We start from the raw sequence: 20,453 nt of genomic DNA, 5'->3' as shown, positions 1-20,453 counted from the left end.
GCGGGACTATTCGGTTTCGTCTCCGGTCGCGCCAGCCTCGTCGCCAGCGTCGGATGCCGACGTGTCACTATCAGTGGCGTCCGCATCGTTCTCGTCGTCGCTATCGCGTAGCATCTCCCGCGTCAGGTCCCGGGCCTCGGCCAGCACCTCGCTGTCGTGGTCGCTGAGCGCGTTCGATCCCCGGTGGCGGTCCGCGCCCTGCGGGAGGTCGCCGTGGCCGTGTCCGTGCGCGTGGTCGTGGCTATGCCCATCGCTGCGGTCGACGGTATCCTCGAACACCTGTGGGAACTCCGTCTCCTCAGCGTATTCGACGACTTCGGTGGACAGTTCGTCCTCGCCGAGTTGGCCCCAGTCGGGGACGCGGTCGTCAAGCCACGCTTCATGATCATCGCCGCCGGTCATCGCGGTAAACGCGAGGTGGTTCGCCAGATGCACGTCATCGGCTTGCGGGTCGTCACACACTGGACAGGCGTATCCCATTGGTGTGCAAAGCGTGGATGCGGAGCCGTATATGTAGTCGGGGTCTCGAAGCGGTCGTCGTTTCAGACCGGCGCTCCCGCTCTTCGCCGGGACTGCATCTGAGTATACAGGACCGCGGAGTGAGGCAAGCGCCTACAGCAGGCGGACCATTACCAAGGCGTCCTCACCGTTGCTGTAGTAGTTCGGAATCGTCTTGCGGTGTTCGAACCCGAAGCGCCGGTAGAGCTTTCGCGCGCCGCCATTGTCGGCCCGGACCTCCAGCTTGACCGAGCCGGCACCGGTCTCGTCGATGACCTCCATCGCACGCCGCAACAGCGCGCTCGCAACCCCCTGCCGTTGGTACGCCGGCCGAACCGCGAGGTCCTTGATGTGACCGAGCGGGGTACCGTGGTTCGGCACCGTATCCGCGATGACGTAGCCTGCGACAGCGGGCGGGTCGTCGTCGTCGTTACCGGTTTCGGCGACGAGAAACCCCGTTTCGCCGAGATAGCTCTCCAGTGCAGAAAACGGCCATGGCTGTGGAAATGACGCCTGCTCGATGCGGTGGACCTCGATGAGATCCGCACGGACGGCGCGTCGAACCGCTGGCGTATCCGGCGTCTCCGGTCCGTCAGGAGCGACCGTTGTCACGTGTGTACTTCGGTGTGGCCCTACATATGTGTTACCGCCGACCGAAGATATCCCGGGTTCTGACTGTTTGTCGATAAGTTCTGATAATTCATGCATCGATAGGGGCAGGACAAAGTTAGAACTCCGGAAGGTTCTTTAGTCTGACGAGTCTATCTATAAGCGCACCCATTTTGGGTGCCACCACCCCCACCCCCACCCCTCTTTCCAAACTTTTCCATCGCTGCCGAGTTGTACTAGACGTAGGTTCTGCCAGAGCCGACTGCAGGGGTCGGAATGAAGGCGTCCCCAGCTACGGAATGGGTATCATATCTCTGGCGCTGGTGCGGTTCTAGTATCCTGTTATCTGAAGGAAACGTGGTACTAGGCTTCGTTTCTCGATAAAAAACCGCGGTCAGAAGGCGACCGCGCTGTCTCACGGCGCAAAGCGCCGTTCGACCTGAAATCGATTCCTCGCTACGCTCGGAATCCCTCTGTCGCGGGTCGTTCCTCCCCGTCGTCGGGCGGCGATGCTGCCCGACTGCCTGCGGGACCTACGGTCCCGCTCCGCTCCGGAATCTGAGGTCGCTTCGCGACCTCACGTTAGTCGTCAGCAGGTGCAGCGCCGCCGTCGTCGTGCTGCTGCTTCGTGTGCGAGAGTTTGCCACCGGCGGCGAGGATCTCGCGTTCGCGCTCGGAGGCGTCAAGCTGGCCAGTCGCTTCCCAGTCGTCGTTCACGCGGATGGTGAACTCCGTCTGGCCGGACTTGACGGCCTCGGCCGCGTCGTCGACGACTTCGATGTCGTCGCCTTCCTCGATCTTCTCGTAGGTCTCCTCGTCGATGGTGAGCGGGACGATACCGAAGTTGAACAGGTTCGCCTTGTGGATGCGGGCGAAGCTCTGTGCAAGAACGGTCTCGATACCCAGGTACATCGGGCACAGGGCCGCGTGTTCACGCGAGGACCCCTGACCGTAGTTCTCGCCAGCGACGAGTACGCCGCCGTCTGCTTCGAGTGCGCGCTCCGCGAACGTGTCGTCGACGCGCGAGAGCGTGAACTCGGAGAGCTTCGGGACGTTCGACCGGTACATCAGGATGTCCTGTGTGGCCGGGATGATGTGGTCCGTCGTGATGTTGTCCTCCATCTTGAGGAGGGCTTCACCACCGACTTCGGTCTCGAGCGGGTCCTTCAGCGGCACGTCGCCGATGTTCGGGCCCTTGATGAGTTCGTCGTCGACGGCGTTGTCCGGCGCGATGAGGTCCGATTCGGAGTTGCCGATGTACTGGTCGGGCATCTCCAGACCGGGTGCCTCGAGGTCGCCGAGTTCGTCGGCGAGGTCTCGCGGGTCAACGATTTCGCCTTTGATGGCCGCCGCGGTGGCGACTTCCGGCGAGCAGAGGTAGACGTTGTCGTCCTCGATACCGGAGCGACCCTCGAAGTTGCGGTTGAACGTCCGCAGGGAGACGGAGTCGGAGGCCGGGACGTGACCGATGCCGATACAGGCACCACACGTCGCCTCGGAGAAGTTGACGCCAGCGGCCATCATCTCCGCGGTCCAGCCCTCGCGGGCCAGCATCTCGGAGGCCTGCTTGGAGCCGGGGGCGACGATCATCTCGGTCTTCTTGTCGATGTTGCGCCCTTCCAGCATCTTCGCGGCCGGGAGGATGTCCTCGTAGGCGCCGTTCGTACAGGAACCGATCATGACCTGCTCGACGTCGACGCCCTCGACCTCGGAGACCGGCACGACGTTGTCAGGCATGGACGGCTCGGCGATGAGCGGTTCGAGGTCCGAGAGGTCGACGACGATTTCGTCGGCGTACTCGGCATCCTCGTCGGGGCCGATGTCCTCGAAGACATCCTCGCGGCCGAGGCGTTCGAGGTAGTCCTTGGTCTGGTCGTCCGTCGGGAAAATCGACGAGGTGGCACCGAGCTCGGTCCCCATGTTGGTGATGGTGGTCCGCTCGGGGACGGTCAGCGTCTCGACGCCGGGACCGGTGTATTCCAGCACCTTGCCGACGCCGCCCTTGACCGACAGCCGGCGGAGCAGCTCCAAGATGACGTCCTTGGCAGTCGCCCATTCGGGCAGTTCGCCTTCGAGGCGGACGTTGACGACTTCCGGCATCTCAATGTAGTAGGCGCCGCCACCCATCGCGACGGCGACGTCGAGGCCACCGGACCCGATAGCGAGCTCGCCGAGGCCGCCGGGGGTCGGTGTGTGGGAGTCGGACCCGAGCATCGTCTTGCCGGGTGCAGCGAAGTTCTCCTTGTGGACGTTGTGACAGATACCGTTGCCGGGGCGCGAGAAATGGGCCCCGAACGTGCCTGCCGCAGAGCGGAGGAAGCGGTGGTCGTCGGTATTCTTAAAGTCGAACTGATAGGTCTGGTGGTCACAGTACTGGGCGGCCAGTTCCGTCTGAACCTCTTCGAGGCCCAGCGCTTCGAACTGCAGCCAGACAAGCGTCCCGGTCGTGTCCTGTGTCAGCACCTGATCGATCTCGATCCCGATCTCTTCTCCGGGTGTTAGCTCCCCTTCGACGAGATGGTCGTCGAGAATTTTTTCCGTAAGCGTCTGTCCCATAACGTGCGTCAATGGATGGCGCGGCGGTATAAATCCCGCGTATTCCGTCGTATTTTTCATATAAAAATCCGTGCCGTCGGTCACTCAGAAGCGAGTCAACAGGCCGGGACAGCGGTCGACCAGACCGGCAGGTCTTTCCACGACACTCGCACAGAACCGCGTATGTTCAAGAGTGGGCGGTTCGTCGCCGATGCTCTCGGCGACCTGAGAGACTCGCAGGTGCAACCGAACGGCGTCGACCTTACGCTCGGTGCAATCTACGAACAGGTCGAGCCGGGGCGCATCGAACGCGGCGACAAAACTGTCGGCGAGCGACAGGAAGTTGAGCCCGACGACGGTGTCTATCACCTCGACCGGGGCGGCTACATCGTCGAGTACGCCGACCGGGTCGTCATTCCGGATGGCCACATCGGCTTTCTCCTCCCGCGGTCGTCGTTGCTCCGCAACTCCTGCATGCTTGATACGGCTGTCTGGGACGCCGGTTACGAGGGGCGAGGCGAGGGGCTACTGGAGGTCCACCACCCGATCGAACTCGAACAGGGCGCGCGGATCGCACAACTCGTGCTCGCTGACGCCGCTCACGAAGGGACGTACGAAGGGTCGTATCAGGGTGAAAATCTCTGAGATGTAATCGCAGTCCCAGACGTGTCTCATCGTCCGAGACATGGTAGGCCATGCTGTGAATTTAAGTGGATTTCCTGAGTGCTATCGATTGGTGCTTGAAGCAACTATACCCCGGTCCACACTGCCGTTAGCCTTCAGTACCCGGAAATTACACAAGCACCGTTTTCAGGTACGACAACTGTCTGACCGGGGTTTATTATCGTTGCTGCGTGACAGTGAGACATGATAGTAGAATTTCACATCGATGCCCCCCTCTTGCAGCGAACAGCTGAAACGCTGAGTAAAGCAGCGATACGGATACAGCGACTTCACTGCGAGAGCGGCGACTGCCGTGCCGTCGCCTGGATTGGCCCCGTCGAACGGCCCGCCATCGAAGCGAATCTGGCCCAGGACGAGAGTATCACCGACTATGCCCATGTAGCGGCAGAAGGAGATGGTCACTGGTATACCCTGCATACAACTGATACGACAATCGACACGATCGGAGAATCGTTATTAAACGCGGACGGGTTCCTGCTCGGTGCCGCACAGACCGGCGATGACTGGGTGTTTCGAGCCCGGTTCCCCGAGAAGAGTTCCGTACTGTCGTTCCGTGACACACTCGTGGCCAGTGATATCAACATCGACATTCAGACTATCACTGACGACACGGAAGCCTCCCCACAGTTCGGCGTGACGGACCCACAGCGAGAAGTGCTGTTGCTCGCGCTCAATCGTGGGTACTTCACCGTCCCGCGGGAGTCGTCCCTCTCGGACCTCGCCACGGAGCTCGGTATCTCCAGTCAGGCCGCTTCAGAGCGGCTCCGGCGGGGGACGCGAACGCTGGTACAGAACACGCTGGCGGCCCCTGAACGGCCGCTTGTCGGCTCACCGCCGGAGTAATCGGACCAGGAACGGCTTCCGGCTGGTGAAAAGCGAGGGTGGTGGGACGCTGACCCGCTGTGAGAACCGGGTCTGGGGGCGACAGATTGCCGAATAGCTGTGTTTTGCGTCGTTTGAGCTGACAGTGTGTGACGCAGCGTCTGGTCTGTCATCGGCACGCCGGTTACTTCAGACAGTGAAACTGCTCATCCGCTGTTATAAGAGAAGGGAGCGTATGGTAGGATATGAGCTCGAACGAGGGGACTGTGTATATGCTGCGAAACCGGGCCACGGAGGGGTCCGACGACTGGGTGAGCCCCGAACCCGCAGAAGATGTTATTGCCGATGCGGTACTCGAAGCGACAGATCTGGATGCAGATGATATTGACGAGCTGGATACATACGTCAACAGCGAGTCACTCCGTGCGGTCGTCGGGGAAAGGACGACGGAGTCGCTGACGTTCACTGTCGAAGGACACGACGTGACGATAACGGCTGACGGTGAGGTTTCTGTCGACGGGTAACGGGCGCTGACACGTCCCCGTCCAAATGACATAAGACGGTGGCCCGAGAGCCCAAGGTATGACCCGCATCGCGCTCATCGCACACGACGACGAGAAGCCCGAGATGATCGACCTGGCACAGAGTTACGAAGCAACGCTTTCGGAGTTTGACCTCGTCGGGACCGGCACGACGAGCAAGCGCATCATGGCAGAGACCGACCTCACAGTCGAACGCAAGGAGAGCGGGCCGATGGGCGGCGACACGCAGATCGGCGCGGAAGTCGCTGAGGGCCGGATGGACGGCATCGTCTTCCTCCGGGACCCGCTGACGGCACAGCCCCACGAGCCGGACATCTCGGCGCTCCTGCGCATCTGTGACGTTCACGACGTGCCGCTGGCAACGACGCGGGCCTCTGCAGAATACATCCTCGAAGGGCTGGCACAGGACAGAGCCGACGACTAGTTCCGCAGTCGACACCGCCTACAATCTACTTACTCAGCGTACGTCGGTCGCTCCGCGTACTCGATGGGGTCCCGTTCCCCGATTCGCTGGAAGGCTTCGAGCCGGAACGCACAGGCGTCACAGGTCCCACAGGCCGGTTCGTCGTCCCGGTAGCAACTCCAGGTGTCCGCGTAGGGGACGCCGAGTTCGACGCCGCGCTTGGCGATGTCGGTCTTGGACCACTCGACGAAGGGCGCGACGAGGGCGATGTCGGTGTCGGGCTTCGTTCCGGCGTCGATGACGCCCTGAAAGGCGTCAAAGAAGGCGGGCCGACAGTCCGGATATCCCGAGAAATCCTCACTGTGTGCGCCGATGAAGACGGCTCCGCAGTCGTTGGCCTCGGCGTAGGAGACCGCCATCGAGAGGAGGTTCGCGTTCCGGAACGGGACGTACGAGGTCGGAATCTCGTCGCTGTCGGTGTCAGCGTCCGCTACCTCCATCGAGTCGTCGGTCAGCGACGACGCGCCGATCTGAGTGAGGTGGCCGGTTTCGACGTGGAGGAAGTTAGCCGCGTCGACGTGGTCGGCCAGCGCGCTGGCGCACTCGTACTCCCGGTCCTCGGTGTTTTGCCCGTAGCTCGTATGCAGCAGGTACAGGTGGTCGTAGCCGCGGGTCTGTGCTTCGTAGGCCGCCGTGGCGCTGTCCATGCCGCCCGAGGCGAGCACGACAGCGCGGGTGTCATCAGTCATCTGTTGTCGGTCAGGTCAGTCAGGTGCCCGGTGCGTCGTTCCAGAGGTCGACGTGGAGTCGCGGTGTGTACCGGTAGCCGTACTCCAGCACGAGGTCAGCGACCGTCTCCCGGGTCGCTTCGAGCTGGTCTCGCGTCTGGCCTTCCGGCATCAGCAGCACGTCGTCGTCACGCACGCGGGTCGACGCGGCGTCGCGGAGTCGCTTGAGGAGGCGCTCGATTTCGGCCATGTCCTCGCGGCCTGTGACGACGAACTTCAGTTGCGTGTCGTAGGTTTCGACGAGTTCGGCCAGCGTCGGCACGTCGAGCCGGCGCTCCTCGTGGCGGTCCGCCCACTCGCCGTCACCGTCGGGGTCGCGGTCGGCCGTCGGCGTGCTGGAGGCCAGTTTCGGGCTGACACTGGCGAGGTCGATAGGGGCGTCCGGGACGACGGTCCCGTTGGTCTCGACCGTCGTGTGATACCCCCGGTCGGCCAGCCGCGCCAGCAAGTCCTCGCTCGAATCGTGAATGAGCGGTTCGCCGCCGGTCAGGACAACGTGGTTGGCGTCGTACTCCTCGATAGCCGCGAGCACGTCATCGACGGTAAACCAGTCGTGGGTCGGCTCCCACGAGGTGTGATAGGAGTCACAGAACCAGCACCGCAGGTTACAGCCGCTGGTCCGGACGAACACGCTCGGGACGCCCGCCAGTCGGCCCTCGCCCTGAAGGGACTGGAACAGTTCGTTGATGGGGAGGTCACCCGACTCTGCGTCGGCGTCGGTCCCCTCGATATCGACCCCGGGCGCGTCGTTTGCGACCGGCATCAGCGGATACAGAGTTCGCTTGTCTCCCGAACGGAGACGGCGACATCCGACACGGTCTCGGGGAGGCGGTCGGCGAGGCGCTGTTCCAGTATCGCCGCCATGACCTCGGCTGTCGGCGGATGGTCGAGGACGACCACGGCGTCGCCGTCGCCGCTGGCCTCAAAGGCCTCGACCAGTGGGTCGCCGGCCTCAAGCAGGAAACGGTGGTCCCACTCGTCGACCACGTCCGTGATTTTGCCCTTGTCGACGACCCACCCCTCATCGGTGAGTTCGCCGGTGACGCGGACGGTTACTTCGTAGTTGTGTCCGTGCGGGCGCGAGCATTTCCCGTCGTGATGGAGCAATCGATGGCCCGCAGAGATCCGGAGCGGCCGGTCACCGCCGACGACGAGTTCGCGTTCGCCAGCGTCGGCGAGTGTGTTATCGGCCTTCGATAGTCGCTGAGACATATCACGGTATTATCGGTCGGTGGCTTAACTCTCACGGGAACTGGCCCGCAAGTGTCTCGGTAACACGGAACTGAGATGGAAGGGACTTCAGTAGTCATCCTCCGACAGTATGCGTGCAGTGGCGGACGCGCATCGAGAGCAAATAGACAGTAGCTAATCGGACAGCGTTCACCGCAGGATGGTGCTCAGCAATCTCCAAAGCCGGTTCCGCGTCTTAGTATGGGTGCCAGATTACTCAGAGATTGTTCCGTCGTCAACGGCCGCAAGTCGTCGGTTCATCGCTCGGAGATACTCGGCGGCAGCGTCGGGATCGTCGGTATCGAGCGCGGTGTACACTTGCTCACAGCCGTGGAGCAACTGCGAGCGCAACTCACACTCCGGGAGTTTGTTCCGGCTGACCGTCTCGACCGTCGCAACCGTCTGCCGAGCCGTATCGAACTCCGCGCCGCTGATCGCCGTCTCTCCCTCTTCAGCGAGTTGTGTCAGCACCGCGTGTACGTCGCTGGGCAGATCTCTGGACACAGACGCTGTTAGGTATACACAGTGATAACGGTCGTGTTGAATGCACAGCGGAAAACGCGGCACAAGCCCCAGACGACAGTTATGATTGCTTCCGAAATGCACTGACGGTGGTTTTAATCTGTCCTGTCCCTAGCGTGTACTATGACGACCGATCGGCTGTTGTTGGTCGAAGACAGCGATTTTCTCGGGACACAACTACAGGACGCACTTCGGGGCTACAATTTCGCCGTCGCTGTCGTTTCGACTGCCCGTGAAGCAGCACGACACGTTGCCCAGAACGAGGTCGACTGTGTCGTAACAAACTACGACCTGCCGGATGAAACTGGTATTGCGCTGGCCAGGGATCTACCCGACTCACTGCCGGTCCTCCTGCTGACAACGACCGAACTGAAATCGATTGCGGCCGAGGCGCTGGAGGCCGGTGTAACCGATTTCGTGCACAAAGACAACATTGTCGGAGAGATGAATATCGTGGCCAATCGGGTCTCCGTGGTAGTCCGTGCAGGCCGGGAGTGACCTCGAAACACGGCAGTCGGCAGCGGTGGCCCATGTTGCGAGGGACTATCGGTGGCGAACATCGGCGTAAGGGATAGGTCACTGCAGCCCACAGAGTCGGGTGTGACACGACGTGCCGTCGAACGAGAGTTCGAACGTTACCTCTCGCAGTTCGTCGACGAGACGTACGCGGCGTTTGACGTGGCAGCCGTGCTACGCGGGTCAAACGGGAGCGGAGGCCGCGTTGCGGGCAAACTGCTGAACAACAGCCGCCCACTAGAGCGCCACGTCATCCGGCCGAAACTCCAGTCCTACCAGCAACAGATACTCGACCAGCTGGAGCCGGTGCTCGATTACGCCGCCACTGACGCGGCGTTCGACACCTATGCTGACGAAGTGCTGGCCCGGGACATCTACTGGGACGCGCTCCGGGACACCGTCCGTGGCGACCGACGAGACCAGATTCGGGAGCGACTGCTGGCCCGCCAGCAGTCGTTTGGCGATGACCTCGAACCGCTGGTGGCCGCCGACAGTGACGACTTCTGGACTGCTGTCACCGACGCATACGACCAGGAGATGGCGACAGATATTGTCCAGACACACTTCGAGTTCTCCGTCCCACTACAGGAGGACCAGAACGCCTTCGCCTTCGAACTAAGCATCGACCCCGGCGAGGTGCTGGGCGGTCTCGCACGGGCCCTCCCCACGCTCGATGTCGAGTTCACCGACGAGGCATTGCGGTCGATGCGACGGGCTGAACAACAGGTCATTCCGTCGGCGAAGGCTGACGTAGAACAGGCGTACGAGTCATAGAACCCTCGTCGCCGGATGTCGGTTTCTACAGTACGCGCTCCCGGCTGGTGTTCCTCAGAAGTTCAGTCCGAAAGTGGACACGACGGCCGCCTTGGCACGTGGACGGCCGTCGCGTCAGGTATTGGTGTTGGTGTTGACTGACGACGGCAGGGATGGTTTACTCACGTCGGCTTGGTCTCGGACTCCGCGAGACCGAATAGCATGGGAGCTTGGCAGCGAACGCCGGTGACAGCGTTCACATGCGGGCTTCAGTACGTAGACCAATCGACCTGCCATCGATTTCCAGGTACCCATATGGTAAATAACCTACGGAATATGTTACTTCTATACTGAGTAAATCATTATAGTCCGCCGTCAGCGACTAGAACACCGGAACGCAGGTGGGGTCGAAAATACTAGAAATCTGGTAATTCTTTGGCACAGGTCACGGGAGTCGAACGTGGCGGTGAAGCGGGCGGCGTCGCGTCAATCGCCGAAGGGCCAGTCTCCTGTAATCCGCATCCCTTCGGCGAGGTTCTGTGCTTCGAGCGCATCGGCGATCTCCGCGGGGTCTTTGTGAGCAGGCCGTGCTGAGTCGTCCGCAAGCGCTACAGCAAGTTCGGTTAGAATGACGGCCTGTTCGCGGAACGTCCGGGGTTCCAGTTTGTCCAGCGTATCGGCGTGGGTGTGGCCCCAGCCACGTCCCTCGCCGCCGGTTTCGCTGGTCACGTGATAGCCGGGGACGGCCCGCTGCACGAACGGCCAGTGGTCGCTATGGGGGCCTTGCTCCGGCGTGAGCGAAATGGGGTGGTCAAGGCGGTCAGCCACGTCCTCGGCAGCGGCCGTAAGTGCGTCGAAGCCGTGGGTGTAACACTTCAACGTGCGACCCTGAACGACGCCGTCGAAGTTGAGCACGGCCGTTACGTCGTCGAGGGTAGTTTCGCCGGCCAGCCGATTCGAGCCGACAAGTCCGACCTCCTCGGCACCGAAGGCAACGAACTCCACGCGCGTCGCCAGTTCGTCCTCGCGGCCGGCCAGCGCGCGGGCCACCTCAACGACCATCGCCGTCCCGGCCCCGTTGTCCATCGCCCCTTCCGCGATGTCGTGGGCGTCGACGTGGCTGGTCACCAGCAGTCGCTCGTCCGTGTCCGGTCCCAGTTCGGCGTGGACGTTCTGGCTCGTCGCCTTGGGGGTCTCGCAGTCGACGCTGAGGGTGACGTTTTCCCCGGCGTATCGGCGAGCCAGCCGTGCGCCCGTCTCGCTTGCGACGCCGATAGCCGGAATCTCGCCGATTGGTGCGTCCGCGGTGCCGACGCTCCCGGTCGGTGGCAGCACGCCGTCGACGTGGTTACGGTAGATGAACCCTGCGGCTCCCGCCTCGACAGCGTGGTAGTACTTTTCCCGCCGGTGGATATACCGGTCGTACCAGTCGGGCACGTCCGAGCGGGCCAGCACTATCTGGCCCTCGCAGTCAGCGTCTTCGAAATCCTCTGGGAGACCGTGACCGACATCGACCAGTTCGCCGGTCACCTCGCCGGCCGGCGACCGCGGGAGGGCGATGCACTCGTGGGCCTGTGTCGCGACCGGCAACCCGCCGGCGTGGACAGCGCTGTCACCGCGTTCCCAGCCCTGAATCCCAAACTCGGAGAGTTGAGCGTCGCGGGCGTACGCCGCTAGCGCGTCTCGGGTCGCTTCTGCGGCCGCCCGTTCGCCGCCGCTGCCCGCCATCCGGTTCCCGATGTCGACCAGCGTCTCCAAGTGGTCCCACCCGACCGTGCTGGTGAACGTTTCTCCGATCCAGTCAGTGTCGTCCATACGTCTCGGTGGGACCGTGCCGGCTTTGAAATTGGGGGTCGCCGAGCCGAAATCGGCGGCGGTTACGACGACGCGAGCGGGCCGTATCGACTGGTGAGTCCATATCCAAGAACAGCCAGTGCAGTGACAGCGAGGCCGAAGCAGAGCAAGGAAAGAAGCAAATCAAGCGGCGTGACGGCTATGACCGGCTGGTTCAAGAGGCGATAGGACGCCGAAAAGAGCCCGCTACCGAGGACACTCGCGGCGAGAAACCCGCCGAAACTGGCGAGCCCGACGGCAAAGGCGGCGACGGTGCAGTACCGCTGGGACAGGTCGCGCCGTCTGGCGTCGGCGTACACCAGCGCGGTGACCGCTGGCGACACGAACAGGGCGACGACAACCGGGAGGAGGGTCATACCCGGACAGTTGGCTGCAGGGCTACATAAGATCGGCTCCCGGTAACTGGCCGCTCAGCAGTCCGGGGTTGCCGTCCTCGGTATTTTATCCGGGCCGCGCGAAGCAGCCCCATGCGTGTCGCAGTGCTTGAGGCGTACGGCGAACCGCTGGCCGTCCGGGACCGCGACCCGCCGACGCCGGACCCGGACGGGGCCGTCGTCGCGGTCGAGGCGTGTGGGATCTGTCGGAGCGACTGGCACGCCTGGCAGGGCCACGGCGACTGGGCCGACGACGACGTGCCGATAGGGCAGGTGCTGGGTCACGAACCGGCGGGTCGCGTCACCGCAACGGGCAGCCAGGTGACGACAGTGTCGGTCGGCGACCGCGTCGTCGTGCCGTTCAACCTCGGCGACGGGACCTGTGGCTACTGCCGGAACGGTCACGGTAACGTCTGTACAGACGGGTGGGCGCTGGGCTTCGAATCCGATGCGCCGGGCGCGTTTGCCGAGCAGGTCGCCGTCCCGCAGGCCGACTACAACCTCGTGGGGCTGCCCGACGGCGTCAGCTTCGACGCCGCGGCGGCGCTTGGCTGTCGATACGTCACAGCGTTCCACGCTCTGGCCCATCGAGCCGATATCGCCGCCGGGGACCGCGTCGCGGTGCATGGCTGTGGCGGCCTCGGGCTGGCAGCCGTCCAGATCGCGTCGGCACTGGGTGCGAGTGTCATCGCCGTCGACATCCGGGACGAGCCGCTGGCGATGGCCCGTGACGCGGGCGCAAGCACCGTTGTCGACGCCAGCGCTGTCGAGGACGTGCCGGCGGCCATCGAGGGCGAAACGGACGGCGGCGCGGAGGTGTCCGTTGATGCGCTGGGCCGAGCCGAGACCTGTCAAAACAGCGTTCGGAGCCTCCGCCCCCGGGGCACGCACGTTCAGGTTGGACTGACGACCAACGCCGAGCGCGGCGAGGTGGCGCTGCCGACCGACTGGATTACCCGCTGGGACATCGACGTGCTCGGCTCTCGCGGGATGCCGCCGTCGCGGTACGACGAACTCCTCCGACTGGTCGCTGACGGGCCGCTCGACCCCGGTGCGCTCGTCACTCGCCGAGTCGCGCTAGAGGCGGTTTCGGAGCGGCTGGCGGCGATGACCGACTACGGAACCGACGGCATCGAACTGGTGACAGAGTTCGGTCGGTAGCGGGTACGCTTTTCCCGCTTCAGCCTGACCACCCAAGCATGTCCGACATACTGCGTGACGCTGTCGTCAACCCAGTCCGGGACGCCGTCCCGTTTCTGGTCATCACCGTCCTGTGGGTTCTCGTGATGCTCGTCCTCTACGGCCTCTTTCTCGTGACCAAGCCGGGCAATATCATCTACGACGCCTGGGTCCACGCGACGGTGTTTGTCGTTCCAGCTATCGGGTTTCTGGGGCAGGTACTCCAGCAGGCGCTGTCAGGCCAGCACCGGGCCTAAGCGGCCCCGTCACTTCCAGGGGTTCGGGACCAGTTCTGCTTGCACCGTTGCACCGACAGCGAGATGCGTGTCGGTCGTCGGCTCGGCGATACAGAGCAGGACGTAGCCGTCCGCCAGATGCCGGTCCTTGAGCGCCCGCGGCGGGCGGTGATGGGCCACGTCGCCGGACAGCAACCGAGCAGTACAGGTCCCACAGGCGCCAGTCCGACAGCCAAAGGGCAGCCCGATATCCGCGGCCGCCGCGGCATCGAGTATCGTCTCACCGTCCGGCACCGCAATCGTCTCGGTGCGCTCACTGTCCCGCCAGTCCAGCAGGACCTCGGTCATCGGCTGTCCAGCCACACCATCGTCATTGCCACACGTCGCTGGTGCAGTCCCCGTCGGGCCACCGAATCTCGTGGGCACGAGCAGGGCCTTCGGGGAGGTCGCCGAAATCCACGAGGAAATCCCGATCCAGCGACATCGTTCCCGTTCGCGGGTCCACGTCGGCTTTGAGCATCACTGACCCCTTCTCGGCTTCCTCGGGGAAGAACTGGTTGTCCCACGAGGAAAACAGTGAGGTCGTCCAGTACAGCCGCTCGCCGTCGAGCGAAAGCTGGAGCATCTGCGGACCCGCGACGATATCACGACCCTGAACCTGTTCGATGTCGCCGAAGTAGCCGCCAATAGAGATGGAATCCGCCTTTCGGGGGTTGGAGGGGTCCGAGATGTCGTACATCCACACCTCCCCGTGGAGCCAGCTTGACCCGAAGAGGTAGCGGTCGTCCATCGAAATGAGGATATCCGTCACCAGTGCCGGCACCGGCATGTCCCAGCCTTCGTGCTCGCGGTCGTCGAACTCGATGACTGGTTCGGCGTGGTACCTGCCGTCCGACTCGTGGAAGTGAATGATATTCGAGGACAGCGCCGCGCCAACGTAGCCGTGGGTGCTCTCGGGCGTGTGCAAAAAGCGGGCTTCCAGCGGAATCAGGCCGTCCTCGCCAAGGTCGATGGTCTGCTCGATGACACCGTCTTCCCAGTCCCAGAAGTTGAGCCGCTGGCCGTACTTCCCGTCCTCGACATCGTCCAGATCGAAACCGGGGTAGTAGGTTTTCGGGGCCGCCCACTCCGTCGACAGCATCACGTTCTGGCGGGGCTGATACCAGTAGTCGTAGTTCATCTCGATCTCGCCGGGCGGGTCCCACCGCCCCTGCACCTCGAAGTCGTCGTTCAGTTCGAGGAAGCCGCCGGGCAGGTCGCCGTCGGCGTCGCCCAACATGGAAATCAGAATCTCACCGTCGGGGATGCAGTGGACGGTATGGGGCGCGGAGAGGTCGTGCTCGTACACCTCTTCCGGTTCGATGACTTTCGTCAGTTCGGGGTCGCGGCGCTCCTTTGTGTCGACGATGTAGATGCGCGAGGACCGCTGGCCAGGAATGACGAGATGCCGGCGCTCCAGCCCGTCCATATGACACGAGGAGGAACAGGCGTTCCACCCGAAGTGGTGGAGTTCATCGCCCTTGTTCGGCATCTGGACCCGATTGATTATTTCGCTGTAGGTGTCGGAGTCGGGGTCGAGGTCAACGACAGCCAGAAAGTCCGGCGCGTCGACATCCTGACCAACGTGCAGGCCCATCACGTACGCGGTTCGTTCGGGCTCGGCCGCCTCGATGGCGGCCTGCGGAGTGGCATAGCCCGGCCCCTCGTGATCGTGGTCATGGTGGTCGTGTGTCTCGCTCTCGGCTGGCTGCTCTGCATCACTCATGCGTGTTAGTTACAGACACATTACATTTTAGCAACGTGTTCCGGCTGAAACAGCCGCTATATGCGGCGCGGTAATGGTGGTGTCCGGAGCGATGGACGGACCACCGCTGGCTTCACGCCAGTTGTCGCCAGCTCCAAGTCGGTTCCCAGCCAAGCAGCCGCTCAGCTTTCGTCGTGTCAATGAGCGCCGTGTAGGGGCTTCCGTCGTCGCCCGTTTGGCCCCGGTAGTCAGCGTCGGAGTATAGCTCCGCCGCGAGTTCAGCGCTCGGTGTCTCAGCGCTGGTGTCTGGAGCCGATACCCAGAGCCGCTCGTGGCCAGCGAACGACGCCTCGATGGCTGCCTCAACGAGCGCAACGGCGTCTGTGACGTGGACATAGCCACAGAGCGTGTTGCGCTGGGTGTGGAAATGCGCCGAGTTCCGGAGTCCGGCGAGGGTACGGTCGGCCTCGACAAACGTCTCCTGAGCCAGGTCATCGTCAACGACCCACGGGAACCGAAGCGATACGATGGTCTCCGGCGCGTCCGTACTCCGGCGAGCGAACCCGTCGGCGGCGATCTCCAGTGTCTGCTTCCCCATTGCATACGGGTTCGATGGCGTGAGTCGGTGGTCCTCGTCAATCGGAAGGTAGTCGACTGTTATCAGGTCCGGTTCGAACCCGCCGCCAATAGCGCTGAAACTCGACGCCAGCGCAACCGTGTCGATTCCTAGTTCGCCAGCGGCCTCTAACACATGATAGCTGGACATGACGTTGCTCTCGTAGGTCCGGTATCCCGGCGTCTGGTCGGGCGTGGGAATCATTCCGAGGTGGACGACAGTGTCGGCATCGCTCTTTGCGAGTGCACCGTACACCTCGCCCGCATCGAGCAGGTCAGTCTTGATGTACGCGTCCGAGTGTGCCTCGTCGCACTTGCCACGGGAAAGGTTGACCGTTCGATACCCGGCTGTGGTCAGATGGTCAAGGACGTGCTTGCCAATGCGGCCGTTGCCACCGGTGACGGCGACCGATTCAGGCATGCGAGGGTATGCAGCAGACAGGCCCAAAGGGGTTCCGCCGGAACACGTCGCCGCCAGTCGTCACGCCCCAGCAAGCGCCTTCCGAACGGCGTCCTTGATCGGCATCTGGTCGATTGGCACGGCATCCTGCAGGTCCATTTCCGGGTCGACCGTGACCGGGTTCCGCATACTCTCGGCCAGCGGCCGAGCGATGGCGTACTGTACGTCTGTCGTGAATCGAAGCCAGTGCGAGGACAGGCCCGGCGTCATCACTGGCACGGGAAGAATAAACACCCGCTTGCCCTTCTCGGCGGCGGTAAGTTTCAGCAGCGACTCGTAGGACCACACCGATGGCCCGCCGATGTCGTAGGTCTCGCCACGGGTCTCGTCGGCATCGAGTAACTCCACGAGGTAGCTGATAGCGTCGTCGACGCCGATGGGCTGACACGGCGTTCGGACCCACTTGGGAACGAGCATCAGCGGCAGGCGGTCGGTCAGGTCGTCGACGATCCGGAAGCTCGCGCTCTCCGGGCCGATGATGACCGCCGCCCGGAGCACTGTCAGGTCGAACGACCCCTCCGCCAGCACCGATTCGACTTCGCGCCGCGACGCCAGATGTGGCGAGAGATTCTCCTCGTCGCCGCTGATGCCGCTGAGATAGACAACTCTGTCGACGCCCGCAGCCGACGCGGAGTCCGCGAACCGACGGGCGTAGCGACGGTCTAACTCGGCAAAGTTCTCGGAGGTGAGCGAATGGATAAGATAATATGCGACATCGATATCATCACAGAGACCATCAAGAGAGTCCGGTTCGCCGAGGTCGCCCTCAAACGGTTCAACCCCCTCGAGAAAGGACTCTTCGCTCGCGCTCCGGGAGAACGCCACCACATCGTGGCCTGCGTCGTCCAGGGCACGAACCAGTCGCCGTCCAATGAATCCGGTCGCACCCATAACGAGCACACGCATGTGTTCATACCTTGGGTCGGAACCCCAAGGACGTTGCGGCGATTCCCGTGCAGTCCTGTCGATGTCCGGGACCACAGAACGAGACACGTGGTCTATACAGTGGGTCGCAAAAAGCGGGCGGCGAGGGATTTGAACCGAGTGGAGACGGTCGCCCTCGCTTCGCTCGGTCGCTGCGACTCCCCGGGTTCAAACCGCTCTTGTACTGCTATTCGCTCGTCACATCCGTTCCGCGCAGAATAGCGGGCGGCGAGGGATTTGAACCACGGTCGTTCCGCTTCGCTCGGCTCTGGTGAATCGCTTGACAGCGCCGGTTTCGACCGTTAGAACTAGGAGTATGAAGCGGGAAACCGCCGATGGTTCATGTCTAAGATTTCCCGCTTCACGCAGAAAGCGGTCCAGTTAGCTAAAAATGCTGTTGGTGAGCGAGGCGAAGTCGCCGCCCCCGAAGGGGGTGGCGGCTTCGCCGAGTATGCGGTGGTGTCGCTGCACTGTCTCCGGGTTTACCTGGAAAAATCCTACCGAGAAGCACTCGATTTGCTGAGCGAGATGCCACAAATACTCGGGGAGATCGGCCTCGACGCGGCCGATCTCTCCGACCACTCCACGCTAGTGAAGTGGTTTGACAGAATCAAGACAGCGCTCTGGCGAGTGCTGCTGCGCCTCTCGGCGCAACTGCACGAGCCGAGCGGTCACGCCGCGATAGACGCGACATTTTTCGACCGAGAAAATGCTAGCAAGCACTACTGTCGCCGGACGAATTACCGGGTTCAGACCCTCAAAGCGACAGCTCTCGTCGACACAGAAAGCCAAGCGATTCTGGATGTTCACTGTACGACCGAGAAACGCCACGACACACAGCTCGGCTGGCAGGTCGCCCGCCGCAACGCGGGCGACCTCGCCAGCCTCGCTGCCGACAAAGGCTACGATTGGATGGAGTTACGTGAAAAACTCCGCGAAGAGGGCGTAAGACCGCTAATCAAACATCGTGAGTTCCGGCCCATCGATCACGCGCATAACGCGCGGATCGATGGGCCTCGATACCGCCAACGAGCGATGTGTGAGACCGTCTTCTCCACGATTAAGCGCACGCTCGGCGACGCCGTGCGTGCGCGAACTTGGTACGGTGAATTTCGTGAACTCGTTTTGATGTGTGTCGTTCACAACATCAAGCAGTCTCTGAAACAGTGAAATCAAGCTACGTCCGGCGATTCACCACGGCCCTTCGCTCCACTCCCTGATTCGAATCTTCGCTGCCGGTTCACTCACAGTCTCACTGTTGCTCGGCAGGTTCGTTACACGGGCGGCGAGGGATTTGAACCCCCGACCATCTGGTCCGGAACCAGGCGTTCTGTCCGCTGAACTAGCCGCCCACAGAAAACGGTATCAGACTGTCCGTCTTAACGGTTGTGAACCGTCAGGGTGACTCGCCGGTCTCGATAGTGAACTCGCTGGTCGGGTACGCGACACAGGTCAGGCAGTACCCCTCTTCCATGTCGTCATCCATCAGCGAGTCGTTGTTGCTGTGGCGAATGTGGTCCGTCGCCGGGCCGTCCTCAATGTGGCCGGCACAGGAGATACACTGGCCTTCGCGGCAAGCGTAGGGAAGGTCCCAGCCTTCCTCTTCGCCGGCGTCGAGAATCGTCTCGTTGTTGGCGACCTCGATTGTCTCGCCTTCCTTGGCGAATTCGATTTCGTAGTACTCGACCTCGTCGTCGGCGATGTCGTCGGGGTCGAAGCCTTCGTCTTCTTCTTCGACCGCTTCACCTTCGCCAAGTTCGCCTTCGGCCTCACCAGCCGGAATCGCTACGGCACCGCCACCACCGATAGAGCGGTTGTACGGCTCCGCAAAGTCAGTCTCGGGGACTGTCGCGGCCCGCTGCTCAAGGACCTCCTGGGAGATGTCTTCCGGTGCCTCCCAACCGGTCCCTTTGGCGTAGTGGAGCGCGACCACTATCAGGGTGAGCGTGGCCCCGGCGGCGAGTCCAACGAGTTCTACCATGTGCACGGCTATGGAATACTGGTTTAATTAGCTGTTGTTTCAGCGCGCGAGCACCGTCGACACCGCTTGACGAAGCAGCCCTCGGCACAGAACGGGGGCACAGAAAGCAACCGCAATCGGCGGCAGGGCTACTCCCGTCGTGGGACCTCGTGACGACCGAAGCCGTATCGGAGTCGGCTGGCGAGGCGGCGCGCGAAGCGACCGTCGTCAGCCCGCGAGCCGAACCGCTCGGCCAGCGACTGGTAGATGAGCGGCACTGGAACTTCCTGTTCGAGCGCTTCCTGTACGGTCCAGGTACCAGTCGACCCACCCTCCACTCGGTCGGCCACGTCGCCGAGGTCATTGCCCTCCTCGCGGAACGCCTCCTCACAGAGCTCCAGCAGCCACGAGCGGATGACAGCGCCGTTGTTCCAGGTGTTGGCGACTGATTCGAGGTCGAGGTCGTACCGGCCGTTAGCCAGTAGTTCGAAGCCTTCGCCGTAGGTCTGCATCAGCGCGTACTCAACGCCGTTGTGAATCATTTTGACGTAATGCCCGGAGCCCGCCGGCCCCATCCGGTCGTGGCCGTCCGGTCCGGTCGCAACGGCATCGAAGACGGGGACCAGTTCGTCGTAGGCCCACTCCGGGCCGCCGACCATCAGCGAGAAGCCCAGCTCTGCACCGGCGGGACCGCCAGAGGTGCCACAGTCGAGGTATGCCGCGTCGGTCGACTCGGCGCGCCGGACCGAGTCCTCGAAGTATGAATTGCCGCCGTCAACCACGACGTCATCGCTGTCGAGTGTCGGAGCCAGTTCATCCAGCGCGGCGTCGACCGGGTCCCCGGCCGGGACCATCAGCCAGATCCGTTTCTCCGAGCCGAGTTTCCCCGCGAGATCCGCGATGGACGATGCCGGTCGAGCGCCGGCGTCTGCCGCGTCAGCGACGCTCTCCTCGTCGATATCGAAGACGACGACTTCGTGGCCGGCTTCGAGTACGCGGTCGACGACGATGCGGCCCATGCGTCCGAGTCCAATGACGCCAAGTTCCATACCGAGGAGTCGCCGACCGAACAGGTAGGGGTTGCGGTTCGACAGAAAAGCGTGGCACGAACACCATCCGTGCCGTCGTCAGTCCTGACGCCGTCGTCAATCGGCTGTCCCGGAAACGGCCCTGAGAGAATCGCCATGAGTCCTGTCCCGTACTGC

23 protein-coding genes, 1 tRNA gene and 1 pseudogene are annotated in these 20,453 nt (G+C 62.8%); 9 read left to right on the top strand and 16 right to left on the bottom strand.

What is annotated here, in order from left to right; all coding sequences use genetic code 11:
* Positions 1–6: 6 nt before the first annotated feature.
* From BDK61_RS04665 to BDK61_RS04655, 3 genes are all read right to left on the bottom strand, one after another.
* On the bottom strand, positions 7–480 hold the full coding sequence (locus BDK61_RS04665; RefSeq protein WP_007189290.1) for a DUF5810 domain-containing protein: 474 nt from the start codon (positions 478–480) through the stop codon (positions 7–9).
* 132 nt (positions 481–612) lie between these two features.
* Positions 613–1,110 (bottom strand): ribosomal protein S18-alanine N-acetyltransferase, encoded by a 498-nt coding sequence (gene rimI / locus BDK61_RS04660; protein WP_121302432.1) that lies wholly within the window; start codon positions 1,108–1,110, stop codon positions 613–615.
* A 579-nt stretch (positions 1,111–1,689) separates the two neighbouring features.
* Positions 1,690–3,663 (bottom strand): aconitate hydratase, encoded by a 1,974-nt coding sequence (locus BDK61_RS04655; RefSeq protein ID WP_004958634.1) that lies wholly within the window; start codon positions 3,661–3,663, stop codon positions 1,690–1,692.
* 141 nt (positions 3,664–3,804) lie between these two features.
* On the opposite strand from BDK61_RS04655, the pseudogene BDK61_RS04650 reads away from it, so the two are divergent.
* The 4 genes and pseudogenes from BDK61_RS04650 to BDK61_RS04635 all read left to right on the top strand — a co-directional run.
* Positions 3,805–4,287 (top strand): annotated as a pseudogene (locus tag BDK61_RS04650) (deoxyuridine 5'-triphosphate nucleotidohydrolase); the annotation flags it as partial.
* Between the two features lie 222 nt (positions 4,288–4,509).
* Complete coding sequence (locus BDK61_RS04645; protein ID WP_121302431.1) at positions 4,510–5,169, top strand: helix-turn-helix domain-containing protein; 660 nt, start codon at positions 4,510–4,512, stop codon at positions 5,167–5,169.
* Between the two features lie 224 nt (positions 5,170–5,393).
* A complete protein-coding gene (locus tag BDK61_RS04640; protein ID WP_004958641.1) occupies positions 5,394–5,672 on the top strand; it encodes a HalOD1 output domain-containing protein in 279 nt (92 codons plus the stop codon).
* Between the two features lie 58 nt (positions 5,673–5,730).
* On the top strand, positions 5,731–6,114 hold the full coding sequence (locus BDK61_RS04635) for a methylglyoxal synthase (protein WP_007189293.1): 384 nt from the start codon (positions 5,731–5,733) through the stop codon (positions 6,112–6,114).
* Between the two features lie 29 nt (positions 6,115–6,143).
* Here BDK61_RS04635 and queC read toward each other — a convergent pair whose 3' ends face one another.
* The 4 genes from queC to BDK61_RS04615 form a co-directional block, all read right to left on the bottom strand.
* Positions 6,144–6,842: a 7-cyano-7-deazaguanine synthase QueC gene (gene queC / locus BDK61_RS04630; RefSeq protein ID WP_121302430.1), complete on the bottom strand. Its 699-nt coding sequence runs from the start codon at positions 6,840–6,842 to the stop codon at positions 6,144–6,146.
* A gap of 19 nt (positions 6,843–6,861) precedes the next feature.
* Positions 6,862–7,644, bottom strand: a complete 783-nt coding sequence (locus tag BDK61_RS04625; RefSeq protein WP_121302429.1) for a 7-carboxy-7-deazaguanine synthase QueE — start codon at positions 7,642–7,644, stop codon at positions 6,862–6,864.
* A complete protein-coding gene (locus tag BDK61_RS04620) occupies positions 7,644–8,093 on the bottom strand; it encodes a 6-pyruvoyl trahydropterin synthase family protein (RefSeq protein ID WP_121302428.1) in 450 nt (149 codons plus the stop codon). The genes BDK61_RS04625 and BDK61_RS04620 overlap by 1 nt, the downstream gene beginning before the upstream one ends.
* Positions 8,094–8,324: 231 nt before the next feature.
* Complete coding sequence (locus tag BDK61_RS04615; protein WP_007189296.1) at positions 8,325–8,615, bottom strand: hypothetical protein; 291 nt, start codon at positions 8,613–8,615, stop codon at positions 8,325–8,327.
* A gap of 141 nt (positions 8,616–8,756) precedes the next feature.
* Between BDK61_RS04615 and BDK61_RS04610 the strand changes: the two genes are divergently transcribed.
* Complete coding sequence (locus tag BDK61_RS04610; RefSeq protein WP_004958661.1) at positions 8,757–9,131, top strand: response regulator; 375 nt, start codon at positions 8,757–8,759, stop codon at positions 9,129–9,131.
* A gap of 102 nt (positions 9,132–9,233) precedes the next feature.
* Positions 9,234–9,923 carry a hypothetical protein gene (locus tag BDK61_RS04605; RefSeq protein WP_049938968.1) on the top strand — a complete coding sequence of 230 codons (690 nt, stop codon included), beginning with the start codon at positions 9,234–9,236 and terminating at the stop codon, positions 9,921–9,923.
* Positions 9,924–10,388: 465 nt separating this feature from the next.
* Here BDK61_RS04605 and BDK61_RS04600 read toward each other — a convergent pair whose 3' ends face one another.
* Both BDK61_RS04600 and BDK61_RS04595 read right to left on the bottom strand, forming a co-directional pair.
* On the bottom strand, positions 10,389–11,717 hold the full coding sequence (locus tag BDK61_RS04600; RefSeq protein ID WP_121302427.1) for a M28 family peptidase: 1,329 nt from the start codon (positions 11,715–11,717) through the stop codon (positions 10,389–10,391).
* Between the two features lie 62 nt (positions 11,718–11,779).
* Entirely contained in the window at positions 11,780–12,112 is a 333-nt protein-coding gene (locus BDK61_RS04595; protein ID WP_121302426.1) for a hypothetical protein, read from the bottom strand.
* Positions 12,113–12,223: 111 nt separating this feature from the next.
* Between BDK61_RS04595 and BDK61_RS04590 the strand changes: the two genes are divergently transcribed.
* Together BDK61_RS04590 and BDK61_RS04585 are read left to right on the top strand one after the other, a co-directional pair.
* A complete protein-coding gene (locus BDK61_RS04590; RefSeq protein WP_121302425.1) occupies positions 12,224–13,291 on the top strand; it encodes a zinc-dependent alcohol dehydrogenase family protein in 1,068 nt (355 codons plus the stop codon).
* 38 nt (positions 13,292–13,329) lie between these two features.
* Positions 13,330–13,566: a hypothetical protein gene (locus BDK61_RS04585; RefSeq protein ID WP_121302424.1), complete on the top strand. Its 237-nt coding sequence runs from the start codon at positions 13,330–13,332 to the stop codon at positions 13,564–13,566.
* Positions 13,567–13,575: 9 nt separating this feature from the next.
* On the opposite strand, the gene BDK61_RS04580 is transcribed toward BDK61_RS04585, so the two are convergent.
* The 4 genes from BDK61_RS04580 to BDK61_RS04565 all read right to left on the bottom strand — a co-directional run bounded on the left by BDK61_RS04580 (position 13,576) and on the right by BDK61_RS04565 (position 17,270).
* Positions 13,576–13,893 (bottom strand): 2Fe-2S iron-sulfur cluster-binding protein, encoded by a 318-nt coding sequence (locus BDK61_RS04580; protein WP_121302423.1) that lies wholly within the window; start codon positions 13,891–13,893, stop codon positions 13,576–13,578.
* Between the two features lie 22 nt (positions 13,894–13,915).
* Positions 13,916–15,310 (bottom strand): selenium-binding family protein, encoded by a 1,395-nt coding sequence (locus BDK61_RS04575; RefSeq protein WP_121302422.1) that lies wholly within the window; start codon positions 15,308–15,310, stop codon positions 13,916–13,918.
* A gap of 112 nt (positions 15,311–15,422) precedes the next feature.
* Positions 15,423–16,325, bottom strand: a complete 903-nt coding sequence (locus tag BDK61_RS04570; RefSeq protein WP_121302421.1) for an NAD-dependent epimerase/dehydratase family protein — start codon at positions 16,323–16,325, stop codon at positions 15,423–15,425.
* Positions 16,326–16,385: 60 nt separating this feature from the next.
* A complete protein-coding gene (locus BDK61_RS04565; protein ID WP_121302420.1) occupies positions 16,386–17,270 on the bottom strand; it encodes an NAD(P)H-binding protein in 885 nt (294 codons plus the stop codon).
* Between the two features lie 360 nt (positions 17,271–17,630).
* Here BDK61_RS04565 and BDK61_RS04560 point away from each other — a divergent pair, with 360 nt between their 5' ends.
* Positions 17,631–18,458, top strand: coding sequence for an IS5 family transposase (locus BDK61_RS04560; RefSeq protein ID WP_121302419.1), 828 nt, complete (start codon positions 17,631–17,633; stop codon positions 18,456–18,458).
* 109 nt (positions 18,459–18,567) lie between these two features.
* Here BDK61_RS04560 and BDK61_RS04555 read toward each other — a convergent pair.
* From BDK61_RS04555 to gnd, 3 genes are all read right to left on the bottom strand, one after another.
* Positions 18,568–18,640: transfer RNA gene (locus BDK61_RS04555), tRNA-Arg, on the bottom strand.
* A 44-nt stretch (positions 18,641–18,684) separates the two neighbouring features.
* The gene (locus BDK61_RS24135; RefSeq protein ID WP_004958689.1) at positions 18,685–19,269 is read right to left on the bottom strand and encodes a 2Fe-2S iron-sulfur cluster-binding protein; all 585 of its coding nucleotides are present in this window, start codon (positions 19,267–19,269) and stop codon (positions 18,685–18,687) included.
* A 128-nt stretch (positions 19,270–19,397) separates the two neighbouring features.
* Positions 19,398–20,297 carry a phosphogluconate dehydrogenase (NAD(+)-dependent, decarboxylating) gene (gene gnd, locus BDK61_RS04545; RefSeq protein WP_121302418.1) on the bottom strand — a complete coding sequence of 300 codons (900 nt, stop codon included), beginning with the start codon at positions 20,295–20,297 and terminating at the stop codon, positions 19,398–19,400.
* Positions 20,298–20,453 lie beyond the last annotated feature (156 nt).

The sequence above is a fragment of the Haloarcula quadrata genome, assembly GCF_003634715.1.
Lineage (GTDB): Archaea > Halobacteriota > Halobacteria > Halobacteriales > Haloarculaceae > Haloarcula > Haloarcula marismortui.
The sequence above is the reverse complement of the archived record's forward strand: the minus strand, read 5'-3'. Positions and strand labels throughout refer to the sequence as shown.